We start from the raw sequence: 22,576 nt of genomic DNA, 5'->3' as shown, positions 1-22,576 counted from the left end.
AAGGCGATGTTCAAGACGATCCTTTTGGCAGTCGATATGAACGACCTGCCGGAATCGGGCCATGTGGCCGAGGCGGCGGTGCGCATGGCGCAATGCGAGGGCGCAACGCTGCATGTGATCAATGTCATCCCCGGCTCGGGGATGGCCATGGTGGGCTCCTATCTGGGACCGGACCAGGCCAATGTGATCAAGGCCGAAGCGGCTGAAAAGCTCACCGCCTGGGCGGCGGAGGCGATCCCGGCGGAGGTGCTGGGCGAGCTGCATGTGATGCAGGGCACGATCTATCACGAGATCATCAAGATGGCGCAGAAAGTCGGTGCCGATGCCATCGTCGTCGGCGCCAACCGCCCGGCGTTGAAGGATTACCTCGTCGGCCCCAACGCCGCCCGCGTGGTGCGCCACGCGCCGCAATCGGTGCTGGTGATCCGCTGAGGGCGAGGTCCGTGACGCGTGACCAAAAGCGCCACAGGCGCCGGGATGGACAAAGACAGAAACCACAGCCGGAGCAGCCGGTGAGGCCCCGGATCAGGTCCGGGGCGGGTTGTCTCGGATCCCCCGCAACACGCCGGCACAAAGCGGTGGCGCGTGAGGCGCGCCATAGAGGCCGGCTCGCCCCCCTTCCTCAGACCCGCGCAATCACCACCGCGTAGACACAGGCCTCCTGCCCCGGATTGACAAAGGCGCAGCGCTGCGGCGCGCCCAGCGTCAGGCAGTCGTCGGGGCCGAGCTGCCAGCGCGTCTCCCCCTCTTCGAACAGCAACCGCCCCGAGAGCACCCAGACCGACTGCATCAGAAAGCTGTAGGCCTCGGGCGGGAAATCCACCCGCGCGCCGGGCGGCAGGGTCACGCGGACGATGTCGAGTCCCCGCCCCTCGCCCGCCGGCGCGGCGATGCGTTCGCGCAGATAGCCGGTTTCCGGATCCTGCCAGAGCCGCGCCGGATCGCCCGCCCGCGACAGCCGCGTCGCCGCCTGCGCCGGTGCCGCCAGCAGCTCCGACATGGTGAGCCCGAACGCCCCCGACAGCCGCCCCAACACCGTGGCGGTGGGGCTGCTCTCGCCGCGCTCGATGCGGTTGATCATGGCGCGCGACACCGCCGAACGCTCCGCGAGATCGGTCAGCGACCAGCCGCGCCTGTCCCGCTCCGCGCGGATCTTTTGCCCTAGACCTTCCGTCATGATCGTCTCATATATTAGACAAACGCCACCGCCAAGCCCGTTCGGAGGGTGACACGCATGCAGATACGCGACGCGACCGGGGCCGACCTGCCCGGCATTCTGGAGATCTATAACGACGCGGTGCGCAACACCGCCGCGATCTGGAACGAGACGCCGGTCGATCTGGAGAACCGTCGCGCCTGGTGGCAGGCCCGGACGGCGCAGGGCTATCCGGTTCTGGTGGCCTGCGACGGGGCGCAAGTGCTGGCCTATGCGAGCTTCGGCGACTGGCGCGACTGGGAGGGCTACCGCCACACGGTGGAGCATTCGATCTATGTGCGCGCCGAAGCGCGCGGGCGCGGCATCGCCACGCGGCTGCTGCCCGAACTGATCGCCCGCGCCAGCGGGATCGGCAAACATGTGATGGTGGCCGGGATAGAAAGCGGCAACAAGGCCTCGATCCGGCTGCATCAGGCGCATGGTTTCGAGATCACCGGCGAGATGCGAGAGGTCGGCGCGAAATTCGGCCGCTGGCTCGACCTGACCTTCATGCAGCGCCTGCTGGATGCGCGCCCGACACCGGAAGCGCGGCCATGAGCCCGCTCGCGACCCTGCTGCTGCTCGCCGCCGCCGGCAGCGCGCTGGTGCTACAAAACGCGCTGATGCTGGAGGCGCGCGCGGTCTCCGGATCGGTCTGGGTGGCGCTCTGGCTGAACTCGGCGGTGGGGCTGGTGGTGCTGACCGCCACCGCGCTCGGCACCGACGGGCCGGCAGCTTTTGCACGGCTGGCCCAGGGGCGGCTTTGGCTGCTGCTGCTGCCCGGGCTGCTGGGCACATTCTTCGTCTTCGCGAGCCTGACGGGCTATGCCCGGCTGGGCGCCACGCTGACGATCTCGGCACTGGTCTCGGCGCAGGTTCTGGCCGGGCTCGGTTACGATCTCTGGCGCGGCGTGCAGCTTGGCACAGCACAGATCGTCGGGCTGGTGCTCCTGATCGGCGGGATCGTTCTGATCTTCGGCACGAAGAGCTGAGCGCGGTCCGCCAACGCGATTGTGCCGTGACCGGTCGGATCACACCAACACGCTGCTCCTCAAGCATCGCCTCTGACAAAGCGATCCATCAACACGGTGCTGTCGTGGGCGAACTCGGCGCCGCAACGGCGAAGACCACAATGGACATGCCTGAGCTCTCCAAGGTCCTTGCGTCGCAGATGCCGTTCCGAACGATCCATGCGCCCGACGAGCAGTCGATTGTCGCGCGTTGGGCAGGGGGGCTGAGGCTGCCGCCTCTCTTTCCGCAGTCCTGTCACAACCTCGCATCATGCCGTCTGTCACGAGGCGACCCGCCGGGGCGTATGCAAAACCCACCGACGGCGAGAGATCAACTCCGCGCGTCAGGACGTTACGGAGGAAATCAGGGATTGGCGGAGGCTGTGGGATTCGAACCCACGGGACGCTCTCACGCCCAACGGTTTTCAAGACCGCCGCATTCGACCACTCTGCCAAACCTCCGGTTCGCCTGCTCTAGCTCCGCTCACGCGATTCTGAAAGCGGCCAGGCGCCGGAAAAACGCCGATGACGGCAATGCGGGCTTTTCTTGATACCGGCGAAACGCTACTCTTCGCGGCAAAGGCCGGGCCGGCAGACCCGGCGCGCGACAACCCCGACGATCAAGACCGGGGACAGAGCAGATGCAGGGGCCGGACGCCCCGGTGAACAGGCAAGGGGCACGACATGGGTGATGAGTTTGCAAAGCGGCGCGGCACGGCGCGCATGGCGGTATTGCTGCTGGCCGGCGCCGCGGTGCTGAGCGGCTGCGACGAGAGCCAGATGCCCGCCTTCCTGCAACCCAAGGACAAGGGCGCAACGGCAGAGGGCCAGACGGTCAGCCGCGCCGGGCGCACCGTCGAGCGCGACATCGAGGCGCCCGAGATCTTCCACGCCACCGAAGCCGGTCTCTGGGACGGGCGCCCCTCGCTGGGCGGCGTCTGGGTCGCCCACCCCGATGTCAAGGAGCCCGAGCGCGCCATCATCCGCAACCAGCAGAACGGCCAATTCGTCATCGGCGCGCTGTTCCGCCGCGAGCGCGAGAACCCGGGGCCGCGGCTTCAGGTTTCCTCCGACGCCGCCGCCGCGCTTGGCATGCTGGCCGGCGCGCCCACCAATCTCGACGTGATCGCCCTGCGCCGCGAAGAGGTGCCCGCCGATCCCGATCCGGTGCCCGCTGCCGCGCAACCCGATACCGGCGCCATGCCCGAGGCCCCCGACGTGACCGAAGGCACGCTCGATCCGGTCGCCGGCGCTGCCGCCGCCGCGATCGACGCCGCGCCCGAAACCCCGCCGCAGGAGACCGCCCCGGCCACCCCGCCGCAGACCGCGCCGACACCGCCGGCCAAGCCCGCCTCCTCGCTCGACAAGCCGTTCCTCCAGATCGGCATCTTCAGCATCGAGCAGAACGCCAACAACACGGCGACGTCGATGCGGCAGGACGGTATGGTGCCGACGGTTCTCAAACAGTCGAGTTCCGGGAAAACCTTCTGGCGCGTCATCGTCGGACCGGCGCAGAACGCCTCGGAACGCGCGGCGCTGCTGAAGAAAATCAAGGCGGCAGGCTTTACCGACGCCTATGCCGTCACCAACTGACCGCCGCCGACCCGCCCGGGCGCCGGGCGGACAAGGACGAGGAGCCGCCGCGATGATCCTTTCCCGTTCCCTGCGCCGCCTGCTGGCCGCCGCCTCTGCCTTGGCGCTGCTGGCCAGCCAGGCCAGCGCCTTCGACACCCGCGCCCGCGCGGCCTTTGTGCTCGATTACACAACCGGCACGGTGCTGATGGCCAAGAATGCCGACGAGGCCCTGCCGCCGGCGTCGATGTCTAAGCTGATGACGCTCTACATGGCCTTCGAGGCGATCCGCGACGGGCGCCTCGGGCTCGACGAGCGGCTGCCGGTCTCGTCGCATGCCATGTCCTATGGCGGCTCGACCATGTTCCTCGACACCACCGACCGGGTGCGGGTCGAAGACCTGTTGCGCGGCATCATCGTGCTGTCGGGCAACGATGCCTGCGCGGTGATCGCCGAGGCGCTGTCGCCCGACGGCACCGAAGCCGGCTTTGCCGAGCTGATGACCCGCCGCGCCCAGCAGCTCGGCATGACCAACTCGACCTTTGCCAATGCCAGCGGCTGGCCGGCGCCGGGGCATCACATGTCGATGCGCGACCTGACGCTTCTGGCCACGCATATCATCGACGATTTCCCGGATTTCTATCCGATCTTCGCCGAGCGCCGCTTTGAGTTCGACGGCCGCGCGCCGCAGAACGTCAACAACCGTAACCCGCTGCTGCGGCTCGATATCGGCGCCGACGGGCTGAAGACCGGCCATACTTCCGAGGCCGGCTATGGCCTTGTGGGCTCGGCCAAGCAGGGCGAGCGGCGCGTGGTCTTTGCCATGACCGGGCTCGAAAGCGAGCGCGCCCGTGCCGAAGAGAGCGAAGCCATCGTCAACTGGGCCTTCCGCCAGTTTGCCGAGCGCAAGCTGGTCACCAAGGAGACCGAGATCGCCAGCGCCGAGGTCTGGATGGGCGCCGAGGACAGCGTTGGCCTCGTCTCGCGCGAGGACGTGACGCTGCTGGTGCCGGTGACGCCGGGCACGCGGCTCGATGCCGAGGTGGTCTATACCGGCCCGCTCAAGGCGCCGATTGCCGAGGGCCAGAAACTGGCCGAGCTGATCATCCGCCCCGAAGGCCTGCCCGAGCATCGGGTGCCGCTCTTTGCCGCCCATGCGGTGGCCGGCGGCGGCTTTGCCAAGCGCATGATGGTGGTCAGCCAGGAGCTGCTGAGCCGCCTCAACGAGCCTGCCGGAGAGGCAATGTGAGCGCAGGAAAGGGGCTGTTCGTCAGCTTCGAGGGGATCGACGGGTCGGGGAAATCCACCCAGGCGCGGCTCCTGGCCGAGGCGCTCCGCGCAGACGGGCGCGAGGTGGTGCTGACCCGCGAGCCCGGCGGCTCTCCGGGTGCCGAGGAGATCCGCGCGCTGGTGCTTCAGGGCGATCCCGAGCGCTGGTCGGCGGAGACCGAGCTGCTGCTCTTCACCGCCGCCCGCCGCGATCATCTGGAGCGCACGATCCAGCCCGCCCTCGCCTGCGGCGCCACGGTGATCTGCGACCGCTTTGCCGATTCCACCCGCATGTATCAGGGCCTGTCGCGTGGCGACCTGCGCCGCGCGGTCGACACGCTGCACGATCTGATGATCGGGGTGGAGCCGGATCTGACCATCCTCATCGACATGGACCCGGCGGCGGCCCTGTCGCGCGCCAAGGCGCGGGCCACCGCCGAGGAGCGTTTCGAGGATTTCGGAATCGGGCTTCAGGAAAAGATGCGCGCCGGCTTTCTGGCGCTGGCAGAGGAATTCGCCACGCGCTTTGCGGTGATCGACGGCAACCGCGCACCGGAAGCGGTGGCGGAGGATGTGCTTGCCGCGCTAAAAGCGCGGGCATGAGCGACAGCGAGATTCCCCAGCCCGACCGCGTCGAGGGCGCGCCGCATCCGCGCGAGACCGAGCAGCTTTTCGGGCAGACCCGGGCCGAGCGGGATTTCCTCGATGCCTATAATTATGGCCGGCTGCATCACGGCTGGCTGCTAACCGGGCCGAAGGGGCTCGGCAAGGCGACGCTGGCCTGGCGCATCGCGCGGTTCCTGCTGGCCACGCCCGAGGATACCGGCGACGGGCTTTTCGGCGCGCCGCCACCGCCCGAAAGCCTGGATATCGCCCCCGACCATCCGGTCGCCCGGCGCATGGCCGCGCTCTCCGAACCCGGGCTTTTCCTGCTGCGCCGCGCCTGGGACGACAAGGCGAAGCGGCTCAAGACCCAGCTCACCGTCGACGAGGTGCGCAAGCTCAAGGGCTTCTTCACCCTGTCCTCCGCCGAGGGCGGGCGCCGGGTGGTGATCGTCGATTGCATGGACGAGCTGAACGTCAGCGCCGCCAACGCGATCCTGAAGCTGCTCGAGGAACCGCCGGCACGCACCACGCTGCTGATGGTCGCGCATCAGCCCTCGCGGCTGCTGCCGACGATCCGCTCGCGCTGCCGCGAGCTGCGGCTGGCGCCGCTCTCGCCCGAGGACATGAAATCCGCGCTGGATCAGGCCGGCGCGCAGGTCGGCCCGCAGGACGCGCAGGCGCTGGCGGCGCTCTCGGCGGGCTCGGTCGGCGCGGCGATGCGGCTGCTCAACCATGACGGGCTGCGGCTCTATGCCGATCTGGTGGCGCTGCTCGACACCCTGCCCCGGCTCGACCGCCCGCGCGCCATCGCTCTCGGCGAAAGCACCGCCGGCAAGGCCAATGAGCCGCGGCTCGATCTGACGCTGACGCTGATGGATATCGCGCTGGGGCGGCTGGCCCGCGCCGGCGTGACCGGCCAGCCGCCAATGCCCGAGGCCGCGCCCGGCGAGGCGGCGATGCTCGCGCGGCTCTCTCCCGACGCCGCCAGGGGCCGCGCCTGGGCGCAGGTCGCGCAGCAGGCCGGCGACCGCGCCCGCCACGCCCGCGCGGTCAATGTCGATCCCGCGGCGCTGGTGCTCGATCTGATCCTGCAACTGCACAAGGTCAGCTAGGGCGCACCTGCCGGGTGGGTTTCATCCCTCCGCCACAATCCGCAGCGATCCGTCCGAGAACACTTTGCGCCCGGCGCTGAACGTCATGCGCACATGGCCCACCCCCTGATCGTCGGCGATCACCAGATCGGCACGCTTGCCGGGCGCGATCTCGCCCCGGTCGCCCAGCCCCAGCGCCCGCGCCGGGTTGGCGGAGGCGAGCCGGGTGGCGCCGGCCAGCCCGTCGGGATCCTGCGCCGCCAGCACCAGCACCGCCGGCAGGATCGCCGAGGGGTGGTAATCGGCGGCCAGAATATCGAGCAGCCCCGCCTTATGCGCCGCGCGCGCCGAGAGATTGCCGGAATAGCTCTCGCCCCGCAGCGCGTTGGGCGCGCCCATCGCGGTCATCAGCCCGGCCGCGCGGGCCGCGCGTGCCGCCTCCTCGGTCACCGGAAACTCGCTGATCGCGGCGCCGAGCGAAACCATCAGCGCGACCTTTTCGGCGGTGTCATCGTCATGGCTGGCCAGAGCGATGCCATGGCGGCGGCAGGTGCCAGAGATCGCCTCCAGCGTGGCGGCCAGATCGCCGGTCGCCTGCCGGCGCTCGTCGATGCGCGCCTGCACCGCCTGCGCCGCCTCCTCGTCGGAAAGTCCGCGCTCGGCGGCGGTGCGCGCCTTCAGCCGTTCCAGATCGCGATACTGCCCCTGCCCCGGCGTGTGATCGGTGAGCGAGACCAGATCGACCGTGCCCTCGGAGATCAGCTCCTCGACCACCTCCAGCGCGCCGGGAAAGGTGACCTCGAACCGCGCATGCACCTTGTGATCCACCTTCAGCGCCCCGCGCATGCCCTTGAGCGCGCGCAGCATCGCCTGCGAATGGTCGTAGCTGCGCAGATGGCCATAGGTGGATTTCGGATTGAAGCTGACCGCCGCGTAACCGGTCGTCACGCCGGAAACCTTGAGCTTGCGGTCGAGATCGCGCAGCCCCAGCTCCATCGGCATCTTCACATTCGGGCGCGGCTCGACCTCGCGCTCGATCATGTCGCCATGCATGTCGACAAAGCCCGGCATCAGCAACAGCCCCTGCCCCTCCAGCGCGGCGCCCGCGACGGGCATTTCGGAAATCTCCGAAATAACCCCGTCTTCGATGCAGAGCGCGCCGTTGGGGATCACCCGGTCGGGCAGGACGATGCGGAAGTCACTCAGCCACATGGGCCATCTCCTTTGGGTCAAGCCGGATATCCCGGTCGATCAGCGCGGCGACATCGCCGGGATGGTGAAACACCCCGATCATCGCCACGCCCTGTTGTTTCAGAGCTTCCAGCCGCCGCACCAGCGCCGCCCGCGCAGCGGCGTCGAGCGAGGCGGTGGGCTCGTCCAGCAGCAGCAGGCGCTGCGGCAGGATCAGCGCGCGGGCGAGGTTCACCTTCTGCTGCTCGCCACCGGAGAAGGTGGTGGGATAGGCGCGCCAGAGCTCCGGCTTGACGCCGAACTCCGCCAGCCAGCGCCGCGCCTCGACAAGCGCGCTGTCGGCATCCTGCCCGGCGCGGCGCAGCGGTTCGGCCACCAGATCCTCGGCGGCGACCCGGGGCCGTGCGGTGAGGAACTGGGTCACGAAACCGATCTCGCGGGCGCGCAGCAGGGCAATGTCCACATCCGCCGCGCGCGCGAGGTCGATCTCACCCTCGGGCGCATCGTAGAGGATACGCCCCGCGACCGGCAGGTAAGAGCGATAGAGCGTGCGCAGCAGGGTGGATTTGCCAACGCCGTTGGGGCCGGAGAGCAGCACGAACTCGCCAGGGGCAAGGCTGAAGCTCAGCCCCTCGAAGGCATGCAGACTGCGGTCCAGATGATGCATGCGAAAGCTCTTGGCGAGGTTTTCCACCCGCAGGATCGGCTGTGTCATGCCCGGCCCTCACTGTTTTCGCCTGTCCGTCCGACCGGGCGCCGCAAGAGTTTTCGAAAACTCTTGCAAATTCCTTCGAAGGAATTTGCCCGCGCTGCGGTGCCCGTCCCGATCATCCCCATCCCCTCAAAGCTTGGCATGGACCAGCGCCTGGGTATAAGCCGCCTGCGGGTCCTGAAAGACCTGATCGACTAGCCCGGCCTCGACCACCCGCCCCCGGCGCATCACCATCACCCGGTCCGCCATGGTGCGGATCACGCCCAGATCGTGGCTGACGATCACCATGGTGATCCGCCGCTCCCGTTGCAGCCGCTTCAGCGTGTCCAGCACCAGCGCCTGCACGCTCACATCCAGCCCCGTGGTCGGCTCGTCGAGCAGCAGAACCGCCGGTTCCAACGCGATGGCTTTGGCAAGCTGCACCCGTTGCTGCATGCCGCCCGACAGCTCGATGGGAGGCGCATCCATGCGCTCCAGCGGGAATTCCGACGCGTCGAGCGACTGTTTCGCCTTTTCCCGAAGCACCGAAAACCGCCGCTCGCCGGCCACCAGCAGCCGCTCGGCGACATTGCCCGACGACGAGTTCTTCATCAGCAGCCCGAGATGCGGGTTCTGATAGACGATGCCGATATGACGCGCCCGCAGCATCCGCCGCGCATAGCCGTCCATGGCAAAGAGATCCTCCGGCACCCCCGGCAGATCCAGCGCATAGCGCCCCTCGTCCGGCAGCTCCTCGAGATTCATCATCCGCAGCAGGGTCGACTTGCCCGAACCGCTCTCGCCGACGATGCCCAGCACCTCGCCCGGATAGACCTCGGCCGAGACATGCTCCAGCGCCGCCACATCGCCATAGCGTTTCGACACATCCGCCATGCGCAGCAGCGGCTGTGCCCGCACCAAACGCGGCGCCGCGCGCTCCATCACCTCGCTCATGGCCGGAACACCCCATCGCGATACCACATCTCGCCCGGCTCCTCGCCGTTCAGCAGCTTCACGCCCAATTGGCTGTCAGACACCTCGTGCTGAGACGTGCCGTCCTCCTGCGGAATTTCGTTCATAAACACTCCCCGGGCACCGGAGCGACGACAGGTCAGCCCGGCGTGATCCTCGACCCGATAGGGCACGTCGTCGAAGACCAGCGGTTCGACCCGGGTGAAGGGCGGCACCGCGAAGAGCCGCTTTTCCCGCCCCGCCGAGAGGATCGTCAGATGCTTCGCCATGTTCAGCTTGGGCACATCCCAGCGCGGGATCGGCGAGGGCGTCATCACATGACGCCCATTGACCAGCGAGGGATAGGACGCCCCCTGCATCACCCGGCCCACGCGCACGATCTGCTCGTAGAGCTGCAACCACATGCGCCCGTAATCCGCATCCGCATGCATCTGGCGCGCAACGGACATGTTCGGTTCCACCGGGCGCAGCGGCTCGGGGTTGGGCACCTGCAAGACCAGCACCTGATCGGCGCGCAGCTTTTCCTCGGGCACCCGGTGGCGCGATTGGATGATCGTCGCCTGCACCGTGTCGAGCGTCGTGGCCGCGCCAGAAACCCGCGCGATGAAGCGCCGGATGGAGGCGGCGTTGACGCTGTCGTCTGCGCCCTGGTCGATCACCTTGACGACCGAGCCCGGATTGACCAGCGTCAGCGTCGCCTGCAAGCCGCCAGTGCCCCAGCCGCGCGCGATCGGCACTTCGCGACTGGCATAAGGCATCTGACAACCCGGCACCGCGATGGCCTTGAGGATCTTGCGGCGCATTTCGCGTTTTGCCGAAGCGTCCAGAAATCCGTAGGAAAACGCCTTCCAGGGCCGTGTGAGCGTGTCGAGACTCATGCCGGTTCCTCCGTCTTGTTGCGCTGTGCCTTCGCGTCGCGAAGCGCATCCAGCGAAGACTGGAAGGTCACGTAATGCGGCAGCTTGAAGTGGATGCAGAAGCCCGAGCTTTCGACCGGCTCGGTATGGTAGAGGAAAAACTCTTCGTTCACCGGCGAGCCCTTGGGCGCTCCGGCCGCGTTCAGGTCGAGCGTGGCGCCCGCGATGGTCTTGACCTCGTTCCAGCCGAGCGTCGCGCAGAACCCCAGCCGCAGCTTGCCCTGCCCCCTGGTGGTCACCACCTCGGCCTGGCTGGTCTTGACCCGCCCGGCGCTGAACTCGGTGCCATTGGGATGGCGCACGATCACCTCGGCCTCGCTGAGCCGCAGCTCGTTCACCGTCGGATGCGCGTTGCCATAGCCGCGCATCGCCGAATAGCCGAGCGCAAGAACGCCGCCGGTATCGGCCCGCGCCAGACTTTGCAGCGTATGGGCACGTTTGGCCGGGAAGAGCAGCGGCTCTTTCGTCAGGTCGGGAATGGCGTCGCGGTCGACCGGCGCCAGCGTCGGCGCCTCGACCAGCCCCTGCGCCTTTTGCCATTCCGCCAGCGAGGGATGGCAGGCCGGCGCGGGCCTTGCCGCCTTCTCCACCGGCACAGGCGTGAAGCTCTTCCCCTGCACCACCTCGGTCGCCAGAAGCCGATGGCTGTAGTCCAGCGTCGGTCCGAGGATCTGCCCGCCGGGGATGTCCTTGAAGGCTGCCGAGATACGGCGGTGCGTCAGCATCCGGCCCTGCGTCACCGGCGCCGCGATCTGCAAGCGCGGCTGGGTACTGCGCCAGGCCCGCAGCAGCAGCAGCGCCTCGTAAAGATCGCCGCCCGATTGCGCCAGCGCGAGCGCCGCAAGGTCGGGGGCGTAGAGCGAGGCCTCGCCCATCACCCGGTCGATGAGGCTGGGCAGGGCGCGCTCGATCTCGGCAACGCGCGCCGGCGTGATTTCCCCCATCTGCGCACGGTAGAGCCGTTCCGCCTGTTCGATGGCGCGCTCGCCCCCTCTGGTTGCCACATAGGCCATGGCTCAGCCCTCCTGCACGGCGGTCGAGCGCGGCAGGCCGATCACCCGGGCGCCGTCGATGAAAAACAGGTCGATCCCCTCGGGATAACGGCAGAGCCTGCGCCGCGCCTCCCATAGCGAGGGGTCGAGCCCGCCGAGCTGCAAGCTCACGCTGCCGTCTATGCCCGGTCCGGTCAGGGTCAGATGCGCCCCTTCGCCGATCCGCGCCGGGGCGATCACTGTGGCGCCGCCGTCGGGATAGAGGAAGGAGCCGACCTGCGCCGCCCCGAGTGCGGTCACCCCAGCGGCGCTGTCCAGCGACACAAACAGGTGGTCGGCCTCGGCCAAGGGAACGAGCGCCGCGCCGGTCTGGCGCAGGTGCCCGCTCAGCGCCGCGTCGTCAGCATAGACGCGACATTCGCGGTCGAGCAGCGCGGCGGCGATGGGTCCGGCGCCCGGTTCGGGCAGCTCCTGCACGGTGCCGGGGCGTGACAGCGCCATCATCAGCGCGTGGAAACTGGCATTGTCGCGCCGCTCGCGCGCGTCGGGGTGCGGGGCGGTCTGCATCAGAAGGTCTCCATATCGACGCGGGTGGCCTCGATGGCGCGAAGGGTGTCGCGGTCATCCTCCGCCTGACGGGCGGCCTCCTCGGCGATGACGCGGATCAGGCGCTCCACGTCGACCCCCGCCGCCAGCGCGCCGTCGATCACCGCCATCGCCATGGCGCGTTCCAGATCGTGGCCAGTGACCATGCCATAACCCTCGGTGCCGCCGGGCAGCCGGATATGCGCCTCGCTCACCAGCACCTCGCCCAGATGGAAATCGGTGCCCGTCACCGTGTCGCGCATCGGCAGCATCACCAGACCGCTGCGGCTCTGGAGCACCTCGATATCTCCCAGCGCCGGCAACAGTATTTCGGCTTCTTCCGAAATACGCTCGGGGGCCATGCGCGCCAGCACGCTCAGCCGCTCGGAGGCCTCTGTAACAGCGGTCTCAGTCATGCTCCGTCTCCAGTGAAAAGCGCACCCGCCCGGCGGACCAGATCGCCTCGGAAAAGCCGATGGGGTGGCGCGCGTCGTCGACATCGGTCTTGCACATCACGATCACCGGCTGATCGGCGGATTGCTCCAGCTCGCGCGCCTCCCATCCTTCGGGCAGGCGGGCGTAGAGCGAGGTCTCCAGCCGGTGATATTCGCCGATGCCGTGATCGCGGTAGATCTCGGTCACCGAAACGCCCGCCTGCCGGCGCGCGCCGAGATCGGGAAAGCGGGAAGCATCGTGATAGGCGCGCGACAGGCTGATCGGGCGCCCGTCGGCCCGGCCCCGGCGCAGCACGCGATGTACGCGCGCGCCAGGCTCCAGCGCCAGCGCGCGGGCGACCTCATGCGGCGCCGGCACGATCTCGGCGGCGATGGGATCACCGGAGGGCACAATGCCCTGGGCAATGAGGTTTTCGCGATAGCGCGTGCGGGCACCGATGCGATAGAGGATCGGCGGCTTGGCCCGCACGAAGGTGCCGCGCCCCTGCTCCACGCTCAGCACGCCCTCGGCGGCAAGCGTGGCGACGGCGCGGCGCACCGAATGCCGCCCGACGCCCGCGAGACGCTGGATATCACCCTCGGTCGGCAGCCGGTCGCCCTCGGCAAGCGCCTGGCTCTCGATGCTGCGGGTGATCCACTCGCGCGCCCGTTCCCAGTTTCCCGATTTCGCCATCGCCCGTTCCACAAAATTCATTCGGATGTTTCCACGAGTGGCGCCGCCGAATGACAGGGGCATGACGGCGCCATGAAAGTTGCGAGAATTCCGCGCTCAGGCGGGATCGCCGTCGCGCAGCAGCGCGTCGAGATAGATCCGGTCGCCCTGCGCCAGCCGCCGCAGGGTAAAGCCGCCATCGCCGCCCTGCCCCCGGGTTTCCAGCAGCCGCGCCGCCTCGGCCTCGGGCGCCATCAGCGGCAGCGCGCGGCCATCGGCGGAAAGCGTGAGCCCCATCAGAGCCGCCAGCGTCGGTGCCACATCGACCAGCGCGGCGGGGGCATCCTCGACGCCCGTGCGCCCGCCCGGCACCTGCCAGATCATCGTGGTGGCCATCTCGTGCCGGTTGAGCCCGCCATGCATACCGCCGCCCAGCGGCACACCGCCGGTATAGGCGCGCCGGCCCGGGAGACCGTAGGCATCGGGCTCTTCATCCGCGCGCATGACGTAGAACAGATCCGGCTGACGGGCATGGCCGTGGCGCAGCAGCGATTGCGGCAGCGTGCCCGGCAGATCGTCGCAAAGCGCATCGCGGGCAAAGACCGCGCCCACCTTCGGGTGTTCCCGAAGAAACGAAACAGCCGCCCGCATGAGCCCCGGATCGGTGCCCAGCGCGCGCAGCTCGCCCGCCGCGCCGTCGGTCATGGCGAAATGCGTATCGTCCTCGGGGCGGGAACTGGCCCGCAGCCCGGCGGCAGCGAGATCCCCCGCGAGGTCGATCTCCTCCACGGTCGAGATCTGCCCGTGATCGGAGAGCGCCACGATGGCGGTGCGCTCCGCCTCCGGGCCGCTGCGGATCTGGTCGACGATCTCGCCAAAGACGGCATCGGCGGCGCGGCGGGCCTCGCGGCTCGCCTCGGATCCGATCTCACGATAGTGAAAGGAGGTGTCGGGCTCGGGCAGCCAGAGCCAGGCGACATCGGCGCGGTCCTGCGCGATGGCCAGCTCGCGCAGCACCCGGCCCGCATACCCCACCGCATCCAGCTTGGGGATCTCCATCCCCGGCAGCGGGCCGCAGGTCACCATGGCGCGGTCCACCGCCTCGGGGGTCTGCGTCTTGTCGCGCCCGTGCACGGAAAACGTCCAGTGCCCGTTGCGCGCCACATCGTGGTTCACCAGAAAGGCCGAGCCGGGCGAACCCGCATGCACCGTGGCCATGCGCTTGCCCGCGCGCGCCAGCGCCTGGCCGAGACTGTCCGCCGTGACGATCTCGCCCAGAACCTCGCGCATGCGCGCCAGATGGGCGAAATCCGAGGTGTCGAGCGGCCGCCCCTGCACCACCTGCGGCATGTGAAAGGCATTGCCGACGATGCCATGCCGCTCCGGCCAACTGCCGGTGGCGAGGCTGGTGGTGCAGACCCGGGTGAGCGAGGGAAAGACCGAGCGCGCGCGGGAAAAGCGCAGGCTCTCGCCGGCAAAGGCGCGCAGGTTGGGCATGGCCTCGTCGATGAGATCGGGGCGCAGCCCGTCGAAGACGACGACAACCGCCTTGTCGATCACGCTCATGCCGTTGCTCCGTTCACGCGGGCGGCAAAGTCCTGCGCCGCCTTCAGCGTCGCCAGCTCTGCGTGATTGTGGAAGGTGCGCTTGATCTCGATGACGATGCGCGTGCCGGGGCGCACGGTGAGCCGGTCGGCCAGCGCCTCGAAATCCACCGAGCCCATGCCCTTGGGCGCGTGCATGTCGCCCACGCCAAAGAAATGCCGCTCGCCCTCATGCGTCCATGGGAAGGTGGCCGGCAGACCGGTGCTGTCGGAATAATGGATATGGCCGATCCACGGCGCCAGCGCGTCGCAGGCCGCGATCATGTCGAACCCCCAGAGCACCGCGCCCTGCTGGGCGTGGCTGATGTCGAGACAGGCAAAGACCGCATCATGATCGAGCGCCGCCAACTGATCGGCGAGCTGGCGCGGATCGAGCGAATAGGAAGTCTCCTCCCCCGCGATCACCCGGCGGTTGGGCGAGATGTTCTCATAGGCGATGGCCACCCCAAGCTCCGCCGCACGGTCGGCGACCGGGCGGAGGCGGTCGAGCTCATAGGCCAGCAGATCGGCCGGGCGCGCGGCCCAGTCATCGGGATGGCAACGGCCGGGATGGATCACCACGGCGCCGGCGCCGATCTCGGCGGCCAGCTCCATGGAGACCGTTGCGGCCTTCTGCATCAGATCGCCATGCGCCTCGTCCATCAGATTGATGGCGATGGGCGCGTGCATGGAATAGCTCAGCGGATAGCGCGCCATGATCTCGCGGATCTGCGCCACCCGCTCGGGCAGCAGCCGGCAGGACACCACCGCGTCGAGCCCGGTGGCGGTGATCTCGGCGCCGGTGCAGCCGATCTCGGCCATATGCGCCAGCCGCGCGTCGAGCTTGCTCAGGTCGCTCTCGGCACCGGTGTTGAAGCCGGTGGCGACGATGTTGCCGGTCGCGGCGACGTCCTCGCGGACAAGGGTGTCGGGTTGGGTCATGGGTCAGGTCTCCAGCGAGGGGTCGAGTTTCACGCGCAGCCAGTCGCCGAGGACGGACATGCTGAGCGTTGTGAGAAAGATCACCATCCCGGGGATGACCGCGAGCCACCATGCGTTGATCAGGTAGTCGCGCCCCTCCCCCAGCATCTGGCCGAGCGAGGTCATCGGCGGGCGGATGCCGAGGCCGAGAAAGCTCAGCGAGGTCTCGAAGAGGATGGTGCTGGGAAAGTTGATCGTGAGCTGCACGATCAGCGGCCCGGCGATATTGGGCAGGATGTGGTGCAGATAGACCCGGCGCGGCTTTGCGCCGAGCCCGCGCACGGCGAGCGCATAGCCCTGCTCGCGGGCGCTCAGCACGAGACCACGGGTGATGCGGGCATAGCTCTCCCAGCCGTAAAGCCCCATGATGGCGATGAAAACCACCATGGAATTGCCCATGAAGGCGAGGATGGCGAGCGCGATGATGAACCAGGGCATGGCGGCCTGAAAATCCACCAGCGCCATGATGACCTCGTCCCAGAGCCCGCCCTTGTGGGCGGCGAGGAAGCCCAGCGAAATCCCCATCACCGCGCCGAGGCAGGTGCCGAGGAGCGACAGCAGCATGGAGGTCTGCGCCGCCACCAGCAGCCGCGAAAAGAGATCGCGGCCCAGCGTGTCGGTGCCCATCGGATGCGCCCATGTGGCGCCGCTCAGCGGCACCGGCGGGGTCATGCGGTTCATCAGGTCCACATGATCGAAGGCATAGGGCTGGATCACCTGCGCAAACACGGTGACGAACAGCATGAGCGCCATGATCCCGAGGGCGATCCACACCGCGACGGGCAGCGTGGCGAAGGCAGGCAGAGGCCAGCGGCGGGCGGGCAGCGCGGGGCGGTCGAGCGCGCTCATGCCTGTGCCCTCGCGCCGACGCGGACCCTTGGGTCGAGCCAGCCATAGACCAGATCCACCACCATATTCGCCGCCACCATGGTGAAGGCGAGCAGGATCATGATGCATTGCACCACGGCCAGATCGCGCGAGGCCACGGCGCTGGTCAGCAGCCGCCCGATGCCCGGCCAGGCAAAGACCGTCTCGGTCACCACCGCCCAGCCCAGCATCTCGCCCACCTTGATACCGAGGATCGTCACCACCGGCACCGAGGCATTGGGCAGCGCGTGCAGGCTCACCCGCCGCGCCAGCCCCGCGCCCTTGGAGCGCGCGGTGCGCATATAGGGTTTCGACAGCACCTCGATCATCGAAGAGCGTGTGTAACGGGCGATCTGCGCGGCAAAGCCGGTGCCCAGCGTCGCGGCGGGCATGATGAGATGCGCCCAGCTTCCCGATCCCGACGAGGGCAGCACCCGGAGCTTCAGCGAAAACACCAGGATGAGCAGGATGCCGAGAAAGAAATTCGGCATGGAAAAGCCGAAGACGGCGACGCTCATCACCCCCCGGTCGAACCAGCTTTCGCGGTAGACGGCGGCCAGCACCCCCAGCGGCATGCCGATCAGCAGCGCGATGGCGATGGCGGTGGCGCCCAGCAGCGCGGTCTTGGGCACCCGGTCCCAGACCACCTGAAAGGCGTCGATATTGTTGCGGAAGGAGATGCCGAAATCGCCGTGCAGCAGCGCTTGCAGATAGCTGGTATACTGCTCCCAGAGCGGCGCATCGAGCCCCCATTTGGCGCGGTAGAAATCGCGCGTCGCCTGATCCACATCGTCGGGCAGCAGCACCGTCGTCGGGTCGCCCGAGAGGCGCAGCACGAAGAAGACGAAGGTCAGCACCAGCAACATCGTGATGAGCGCGCGCAGGAGTTTCAGCAGGATCCAGGTCATTGGCTCAGCTCCTCGATGCGGTGGCAGGCGGCGCGGCGGGGACCGAAATCGCGCAGCTCCGGCGCCTCGATCCGGCAGCGCTCGGTGGCGTGCGGGCAGCGCGGGTGAAAGCGGCAGCCGGGCGGCGGGGCGGCGGGGTTGGGCGGATCGCCGATGCGCGGCGCGGCGCGGCCCCGCGTGGCGGGATCGGGCACCGGTACGGCGGCAAGCAGCGCCTTCGAATAGGGATGCAGCGCGCGGGCATAGAACGCCGCTTTCGGCGCCTCCTCGACCACCTGACCGAGATACATCACCGCCACCCGGTCGGCGATGTGGTGGACGACAGAGAGGTCATGGCTGACAAAGAGATAGGCCATGCCGCGCGCCTGCTGGAGATCCCGGATCAGGTTGACGATCTGCGCCTGGATCGACACGTCGAGCGCCGAGACCGGCTCGTCCATCACCATGAGCTCCGGCTCCAGCGTCAGCGCGCGCGCGATCACCACGCGCTGAAGCTGGCCGCCCGACAGCTCATGCGGATGGCGCGCCGCCATGGCCGGTGGCAGGCCGACATCGGCCAGCGCCTGTTCGGCACGCTCGGGGGGCAGGTTGTGGATCTTCAGCGGCTCGGCGATCTGGGTGCCGATGCTCTGGCGCGGATCGAGCGCGCCGGCGGCATCCTGATAAACGAGCTGCATGCGGCGGCGCAGATGGCGCCAGTCGTCGCTGCCCTCCCGGGGCAGCGGCGCGCCGTCGAAGGTGACCTCGCCGCTGTCATGCGGGCTGAGCCCCAGCACCAGCCGCGACAGGGTCGACTTGCCGCAGCCCGACTCGCCGACGACCCCCAGCGTCTCGCCCTTGTTCAGCGTCAGCGACACTCCGTCGACAGCGTTGAAACGGCGGGCGCGGCGAAAGAGACCGCCCCGCCCCACCTGATAGGATTTGCGCAGATCCTCTGCGCGCAGAAGGGCCGTCATGAGAATTCTCTTTCACGGATCGTCGCCACGGCGCGCTCGGGCGGCAGCGGATGATGGCAGGCGGCGCCGAGCGCCAGCTCGGGCAGGTCCTGTCTGCAACGGTCGCTGGCGCGCGGGCAGCGCGGCGCAAAGGCGCAGCCGCCGGGCAGCGCATCGATGGGCGGCACGGTGCCGGGGATGGTTGCGAGCCGCCCGCCCTGCGCCTGCCGCTCGGGCAGCGAGGACAGCAGCCCGTGGGCGTAGGGGTGGCGCGGCGTGGCAAAGAGATCGGCCACATCGGCGCGTTCGGCGATGCGGCCCGCATACATCACCGCCACACGGTCAGCGGTCTGCGCCACAAGCCCCAGATCGTGGGTGACAAAAATCACCCCCATGCCGAGGCTGGTGCGCAGATCGGCGATCAGATCGAGGATCTGCGCCTGAAGCGTCACGTCCAGCGCCGTGGTCGCCTCGTCGGCGATCAGCAGCCGCGGGTTGCCGGCGATGGCGAGCGCGATCATGGCGCGCTGGTTCATGCCGCCGGAAAACTGATGCGGAAATTCGCGCGCCCGGCGCTCCGGGTCCGGCAGACCCACGCGGCCCAGCAGGCGCACCGCCTCGGCCTCGGCCTCCTTCCGCGTTGCGCCCTTGCGCAGACGCACGGCCTCGGCCACCTGCCAGCCGATGCTGCGCACCGGGTTGAGCCCGCCGGTGGCATCCTGGAAGACGCTCGACAACTGGCGGCGGCGCAGCGCCTGCGCCTCTTTCTCGGGCAGCGCGCAAAGATCCTGCCCGTCGAGCTTCAGCGCCCCGCCGGAGATCCGGCCGCGCTTGGGCAGAAGCCCCGCGATGGCAAGGCAGGTCATCGACTTGCCGCAGCCGGATTCTCCCACCAGCGCCAGCGTCATGCCGGCATCGAGGGAAAAGCTCACCCCACGCACCGGGCGCACGGGATCGCGGCGGGGACGGTCGATCTCGACCGAGAGGTTTTCGGCGGAAAACAGCATTTCGGACTTTCGGGAAATAGCGAAAACCCCGGCGCGCAAAGGCGCGCCGGGAGGGGCAAGGCTCAGTTGTTGGGAGCGTCGCCAATAGTCAGATTGTAGGGGCGCAGGTCCATGTAATAGAGGCCGTAGGGCTTCCATCCGATGTCCTTGCGCAGCGCATAGGTTTCCAGCGGGTTGTAGAGCATCGTGCCCGGCGCCTCGTCGGTCCAGATATCCAGCGCTTCGCGATAGGCCGCCTTGCGCTCGTCCCAGTCGGTCGAGGTGGTGATGGTGTCCTGAAGCGCGTTGAACGCGGCGGGCGCCTGCCAGCTGCGGCTTGCGTCTTCCTTGTTCTTCTGCACCCAGCTTTCCTTGCCCCATTGCGGCACGAAAGAGCCGGTCGGGTCGGGAAGACGGTGGGTGTTGGACCAGGGGCGGATATTCACGGTCTGGTCGGGATCGTTGACCTGCGACCAGTTCTCGACCGGCTGAAGCGTCACGTTCAGCCCGACCTCGCGCCACATCTGTTGCATCGCCTGCGCCGCTTCCAGCGACAGCAGGTAATAGTTCAGCGGCAGCTTGTAGATGATTTCCTCGCCATTGTAGCAATCGCACTCGGCAAGGATCTGGCGCGCCTTCTCGGGGTTGTAGTCGAAGGCCGGGTAGTCCTCGATATACATCACGTAAGAGGGCAGCTGGTGGCCGTTCGGGGTGTAGTTCTTGCCGCCCCAGAGCGCCTCGCGCAGCAGGTCGCGGTCGATGGCGAGGCTCAGCGCCTGACGCACTTCCTTATGCGCGGTCGGACCGTCATTGAAGAAGACCAGCATATGGGTGTTGTCGAGCACGATCTGTTCGACCTTGAGGTCGTCATAGCCCTCGATCACCGGGATCTGGTCCGGCGGGATGTTCACGGCGATGTCGTATTCGCCCGAGACGAGCCCCGCGATGCGCGCCGAGACTTCCGGCACCTGCACGAAGGTCACCGATTTCGCGGTGGGCTTGCCGCCGAAATAATCGTCATGCGAGACGAGGCGGATATATTCGCCATCGACCCATTCCTCCATCTTGTATGGGCCGGTGCCGACGGGATTGCGGGCAAAGGCGTCCTTGCCCATGGTCATGTAGCTCTTGTTCTCGACCACCCAGAAGGCATAGCCCGCGAGGCGCTGCTCCAGCAGCACATCGGGCTCTTTCGAGACGACGCGCACGGTGTATTTGTCCACCGGCTCGATATGGCTGACGGTGAGCATAAAGCGCTTGGCGGCGCCGATCAGCGGGTCGTAGCCATGGCCGCGCCCGGCATTGAACGAGAACACCACATCGTCCGAGGTGAGCTCTGAGCCGTCATGGAAGGTCACGCCCTCGCGCAGCTTCAGCTCCAGCGTGCGGTCGTCGATGCGCTCCCAGCTTTCGGCGAGGCCCGGCACGAGTTTCGAGGCGGTGCCCGAACCGTCGGCGAGGAAATCGCGGCGGATCAGGCTGTCGAACATCGAATAGGAGATGCGCACGGCGACGTTGCCCATCTCTTCGATGCTTTCGAGGCTGCCCGGCAGGTTGTTCACCGCGACGGTGAGATCGGGACGGTCGTCCTGCGCCGCGGCGGGCAAAGCCGCCGTCAGCGACAGCGCGGTCGCCGCCAGGAGTGTCTTGAGGCGTTTCAACATCGGGAATCTCCGGTTGGATCGGGGCTGGCATCGCCCCTTGCGCCCCTCCCTGTCGTCCGAATGACTCCGCGCGATTTCAGTTTGGCGAATTCTTTGCGTCCCGATTGTTTCGTCTTGATGACGCCCGGGAAGCCACTACCTGAGAATTCAATCGCTTAACCGGTGGGCAAATTCATCCGTATGTTTTTTCCACAGAGATCCGGAGCAGTCCGCTCTGGCGCCCGCTGCCGCGCCGGCGATAGTCTGCGCGCATCTTTCACAGTCTTTCCGGCTTCATGACAGACGATCCCCGCCCCCGGCGCCGCCTCTTTGACAGCGGCTTTTTCTTCATTCTGGCCATCGCACTGGCCAGCGGGGCCGGCGTGCTGGTCACCCAGGGATGGGAGGCGTTCCGCGAGATCCTGCTCTCGGATCTGGGGCTCGCGGCGCTGCTGATGCCCAAGATCGCGGCGGGCGTGCTACTGGCCACGGCACTGGCGTTGGTGTTGCCCAAGGACAAGGTGCTGCACCATGTGGGCCCGGAAAGCGGCGTGCGCGGGCTCGCCATCGCCGCCACCGCCGGCGCGGTGATCCCGGGCGGGCCGGCAGTGACCTTTCCGCTGACCGCCGGGCTGATGACGGCGGGCGCCGATCTGGCGGCGGGCGTGGCGATGGTGACCGGCTGGATCCTGCTGGGGCTCAACCGAACCATCGTCTGGGAGCTGACCTTCCTGCCCGCCGATCTGGTGCTGCTGCGGGTGCTCCTGAGCCTGCCGGTGCCCATCGTGCTGGGGCTGGCGCTGCGTGCGGCGGTGCGGCACCGGGCAAGGCGGCGCGCGTCATGAATATCCTGATCGGCACGATCCTGATCTGGGGCGCGGCGTTCTGGGCCGTCCGCCACCTGCACCGTACCGCGCCCGAGGCGCGTCCGGAGCTTTACCGCCGCGCCGGCGAGACCTTTCTCTTCATGCTGCCGCGCCTGGCGGTGGGACTGATCGGCGCGGGGTTTCTTGCGGCGCTCCTGCCGGAAGCTTTCGTGCAGCGCTGGCTCAGCGCGCAATCGGGGGTGTCGGGCATCCTGCTCGCCACCGGTTTCGGTGTGCTGACACCGGGCGGGCCGTTTGTGGCCTTCGCCATCGGCGCCTCGGCGCTCAAGGCCGGTGCCGGCGCGGGGGCGCTGGTGGCCTATGTCACCTCGTGGTCGCTGGTCTCCATGGTGCGGACGCTCAGCTACGAGGTGCCGCTGATGGGCCGCCGCTTCACCCTGCTGCGGGTGATGATCTCGCTGCCCGCGCCGATCCTGCTGGGGCTCATCGCCAGCCTTGCGCAGTGATCCGGCGCGCGCCGTGCCCGATCTCCGGGCACTCCGCGCAACGCACAGCCGGCACCGTCGCCGCAACACTCCCGTGAGACAGGGCAGATAAGAAATTTCTCACGCGCCAAAAATCTTTTGAATTGGACGCAGAGCGCCGAAC

The 22,576-nt window shown here is 68.2% G+C and carries 25 protein-coding genes and 1 tRNA gene; 9 read left to right on the top strand and 17 right to left on the bottom strand.

The genetic code is table 11. From position 1 onward, the window contains the following. Nucleotides 1-6 precede the first annotated feature (6 nt). Entirely contained in the window at nucleotides 7-432 is a 426-nt protein-coding gene (locus tag Ga0080574_RS18415; RefSeq protein WP_076703073.1) for a universal stress protein, read from the top strand. Nucleotides 433-622: 190 nt separating this feature from the next. Here Ga0080574_RS18415 and Ga0080574_RS18410 read toward each other — a convergent pair whose 3' ends face one another. Continuing rightward, entirely contained in the window at nucleotides 623-1,177 is a 555-nt protein-coding gene (locus Ga0080574_RS18410; RefSeq protein ID WP_076703071.1) for a helix-turn-helix domain-containing protein, read from the bottom strand. A 57-nt stretch (nucleotides 1,178-1,234) separates the two neighbouring features. Between Ga0080574_RS18410 and Ga0080574_RS18405 the strand changes: the two genes are divergently transcribed. Further along, complete coding sequence (locus Ga0080574_RS18405; protein WP_076703069.1) at nucleotides 1,235-1,753, top strand: GNAT family N-acetyltransferase; 519 nt, start codon at nucleotides 1,235-1,237, stop codon at nucleotides 1,751-1,753. Further along, nucleotides 1,750-2,187 carry a DMT family transporter gene (locus Ga0080574_RS18400; RefSeq protein ID WP_076703067.1) on the top strand — a complete coding sequence of 146 codons (438 nt, stop codon included), beginning with the start codon at nucleotides 1,750-1,752 and terminating at the stop codon, nucleotides 2,185-2,187. The genes Ga0080574_RS18405 and Ga0080574_RS18400 overlap by 4 nt, the downstream gene beginning before the upstream one ends. 390 nt (nucleotides 2,188-2,577) lie before the next feature. Here the strand turns inward: Ga0080574_RS18400 and Ga0080574_RS18395 are convergent. Beyond that, nucleotides 2,578-2,667: transfer RNA gene (locus tag Ga0080574_RS18395), tRNA-Ser, on the bottom strand. 222 nt (nucleotides 2,668-2,889) lie between these two features. Between Ga0080574_RS18395 and Ga0080574_RS18390 the strand changes: the two genes are divergently transcribed. Genes Ga0080574_RS18390 through Ga0080574_RS18375 form a run of 4 tightly spaced genes read left to right on the top strand, consistent with a single transcriptional unit; the run spans nucleotide 2,890 to nucleotide 6,764 of the window. Further along, nucleotides 2,890-3,798 carry an SPOR domain-containing protein gene (locus Ga0080574_RS18390; protein ID WP_076703065.1) on the top strand — a complete coding sequence of 303 codons (909 nt, stop codon included), beginning with the start codon at nucleotides 2,890-2,892 and terminating at the stop codon, nucleotides 3,796-3,798. Nucleotides 3,799-3,850: 52 nt separating this feature from the next. Beyond that, entirely contained in the window at nucleotides 3,851-5,026 is a 1,176-nt protein-coding gene (locus Ga0080574_RS18385; RefSeq protein WP_076703063.1) for a D-alanyl-D-alanine carboxypeptidase family protein, read from the top strand. Next, nucleotides 5,023-5,649 (top strand): dTMP kinase, encoded by a 627-nt coding sequence (tmk, locus tag Ga0080574_RS18380; RefSeq protein ID WP_076703059.1) that lies wholly within the window; start codon nucleotides 5,023-5,025, stop codon nucleotides 5,647-5,649. Before Ga0080574_RS18385 ends, tmk begins: the two co-directional genes overlap by 4 nt. After that, on the top strand, nucleotides 5,646-6,764 hold the full coding sequence (locus Ga0080574_RS18375) for a DNA polymerase III subunit delta' (protein ID WP_076703057.1): 1,119 nt from the start codon (nucleotides 5,646-5,648) through the stop codon (nucleotides 6,762-6,764). Before tmk ends, Ga0080574_RS18375 begins: the two co-directional genes overlap by 4 nt. 21 nt (nucleotides 6,765-6,785) lie before the next feature. On the opposite strand, the gene Ga0080574_RS18370 is transcribed toward Ga0080574_RS18375, so the two are convergent. From Ga0080574_RS18370 to Ga0080574_RS18300, 15 genes are all read right to left on the bottom strand, one after another. Further along, nucleotides 6,786-7,955 carry an alpha-D-ribose 1-methylphosphonate 5-triphosphate diphosphatase gene (locus Ga0080574_RS18370; protein WP_076703055.1) on the bottom strand — a complete coding sequence of 390 codons (1,170 nt, stop codon included), beginning with the start codon at nucleotides 7,953-7,955 and terminating at the stop codon, nucleotides 6,786-6,788. Next, nucleotides 7,942-8,649, bottom strand: coding sequence for an ATP-binding cassette domain-containing protein (locus Ga0080574_RS18365; protein WP_076703053.1), 708 nt, complete (start codon nucleotides 8,647-8,649; stop codon nucleotides 7,942-7,944). The genes Ga0080574_RS18370 and Ga0080574_RS18365 overlap by 14 nt, the downstream gene beginning before the upstream one ends. A 126-nt stretch (nucleotides 8,650-8,775) precedes the next feature. Then, a complete protein-coding gene (locus Ga0080574_RS18360; protein ID WP_076703050.1) occupies nucleotides 8,776-9,579 on the bottom strand; it encodes an ATP-binding cassette domain-containing protein in 804 nt (267 codons plus the stop codon). Beyond that, nucleotides 9,576-10,475 carry an alpha-D-ribose 1-methylphosphonate 5-phosphate C-P-lyase PhnJ gene (locus tag Ga0080574_RS18355; RefSeq protein WP_076703048.1) on the bottom strand — a complete coding sequence of 300 codons (900 nt, stop codon included), beginning with the start codon at nucleotides 10,473-10,475 and terminating at the stop codon, nucleotides 9,576-9,578. The genes Ga0080574_RS18360 and Ga0080574_RS18355 overlap by 4 nt, the downstream gene beginning before the upstream one ends. Beyond that, entirely contained in the window at nucleotides 10,472-11,527 is a 1,056-nt protein-coding gene (locus Ga0080574_RS18350) for a carbon-phosphorus lyase complex subunit PhnI (RefSeq protein WP_076703046.1), read from the bottom strand. Before Ga0080574_RS18350 ends, Ga0080574_RS18355 begins: the two co-directional genes overlap by 4 nt. 3 nt (nucleotides 11,528-11,530) lie before the next feature. Next, entirely contained in the window at nucleotides 11,531-12,073 is a 543-nt protein-coding gene (gene phnH, locus Ga0080574_RS18345) for a phosphonate C-P lyase system protein PhnH (RefSeq protein WP_076703044.1), read from the bottom strand. Further along, nucleotides 12,073-12,507 (bottom strand): phosphonate C-P lyase system protein PhnG, encoded by a 435-nt coding sequence (phnG, locus tag Ga0080574_RS18340; RefSeq protein WP_076703042.1) that lies wholly within the window; start codon nucleotides 12,505-12,507, stop codon nucleotides 12,073-12,075. The genes phnH and phnG overlap by 1 nt, the downstream gene beginning before the upstream one ends. After that, nucleotides 12,500-13,240, bottom strand: a complete 741-nt coding sequence (gene phnF / locus Ga0080574_RS18335; protein ID WP_237219281.1) for a phosphonate metabolism transcriptional regulator PhnF — start codon at nucleotides 13,238-13,240, stop codon at nucleotides 12,500-12,502. The genes phnG and phnF overlap by 8 nt, the downstream gene beginning before the upstream one ends. A 75-nt stretch (nucleotides 13,241-13,315) precedes the next feature. Then, entirely contained in the window at nucleotides 13,316-14,764 is a 1,449-nt protein-coding gene (locus Ga0080574_RS18330; RefSeq protein WP_076703040.1) for an alkaline phosphatase family protein, read from the bottom strand. Further along, nucleotides 14,761-15,723, bottom strand: a complete 963-nt coding sequence (locus Ga0080574_RS18325; protein WP_076703038.1) for a sugar phosphate isomerase/epimerase family protein — start codon at nucleotides 15,721-15,723, stop codon at nucleotides 14,761-14,763. Before Ga0080574_RS18325 ends, Ga0080574_RS18330 begins: the two co-directional genes overlap by 4 nt. 3 nt (nucleotides 15,724-15,726) lie before the next feature. Continuing rightward, on the bottom strand, nucleotides 15,727-16,611 hold the full coding sequence (locus Ga0080574_RS18320; RefSeq protein WP_083716887.1) for an ABC transporter permease: 885 nt from the start codon (nucleotides 16,609-16,611) through the stop codon (nucleotides 15,727-15,729). After that, nucleotides 16,608-17,537 carry an ABC transporter permease gene (locus Ga0080574_RS18315; protein WP_076703036.1) on the bottom strand — a complete coding sequence of 310 codons (930 nt, stop codon included), beginning with the start codon at nucleotides 17,535-17,537 and terminating at the stop codon, nucleotides 16,608-16,610. The genes Ga0080574_RS18320 and Ga0080574_RS18315 overlap by 4 nt, the downstream gene beginning before the upstream one ends. Next, nucleotides 17,534-18,493 (bottom strand): ABC transporter ATP-binding protein, encoded by a 960-nt coding sequence (locus Ga0080574_RS18310; RefSeq protein ID WP_076703034.1) that lies wholly within the window; start codon nucleotides 18,491-18,493, stop codon nucleotides 17,534-17,536. The genes Ga0080574_RS18315 and Ga0080574_RS18310 overlap by 4 nt, the downstream gene beginning before the upstream one ends. Further along, entirely contained in the window at nucleotides 18,490-19,479 is a 990-nt protein-coding gene (locus Ga0080574_RS18305; RefSeq protein WP_076703032.1) for an ABC transporter ATP-binding protein, read from the bottom strand. The genes Ga0080574_RS18310 and Ga0080574_RS18305 overlap by 4 nt, the downstream gene beginning before the upstream one ends. 62 nt (nucleotides 19,480-19,541) lie before the next feature. After that, nucleotides 19,542-21,122, bottom strand: coding sequence for an ABC transporter substrate-binding protein (locus tag Ga0080574_RS18300; RefSeq protein ID WP_076703030.1), 1,581 nt, complete (start codon nucleotides 21,120-21,122; stop codon nucleotides 19,542-19,544). 275 nt (nucleotides 21,123-21,397) lie between these two features. Here Ga0080574_RS18300 and Ga0080574_RS26700 point away from each other — a divergent pair, with 275 nt between their 5' ends. Together Ga0080574_RS26700 and Ga0080574_RS26695 are read left to right on the top strand one after the other, a co-directional pair. After that, on the top strand, nucleotides 21,398-21,946 hold the full coding sequence (locus Ga0080574_RS26700; RefSeq protein ID WP_076703028.1) for a permease: 549 nt from the start codon (nucleotides 21,398-21,400) through the stop codon (nucleotides 21,944-21,946). Next, nucleotides 21,943-22,434: a permease gene (locus tag Ga0080574_RS26695; RefSeq protein WP_076703026.1), complete on the top strand. Its 492-nt coding sequence runs from the start codon at nucleotides 21,943-21,945 to the stop codon at nucleotides 22,432-22,434. Before Ga0080574_RS26700 ends, Ga0080574_RS26695 begins: the two co-directional genes overlap by 4 nt. The last annotated feature ends 142 nt before the right edge of the window (nucleotides 22,435-22,576 follow it).

It is taken from the genome of Salipiger abyssi (assembly GCF_001975705.1).
Taxonomy (GTDB): Bacteria; Pseudomonadota; Alphaproteobacteria; order Rhodobacterales; family Rhodobacteraceae; genus Salipiger; species Salipiger abyssi.
Note: the sequence above shows the minus strand (reverse complement) of the source record. Positions and strands in the feature narration are given on the sequence as shown.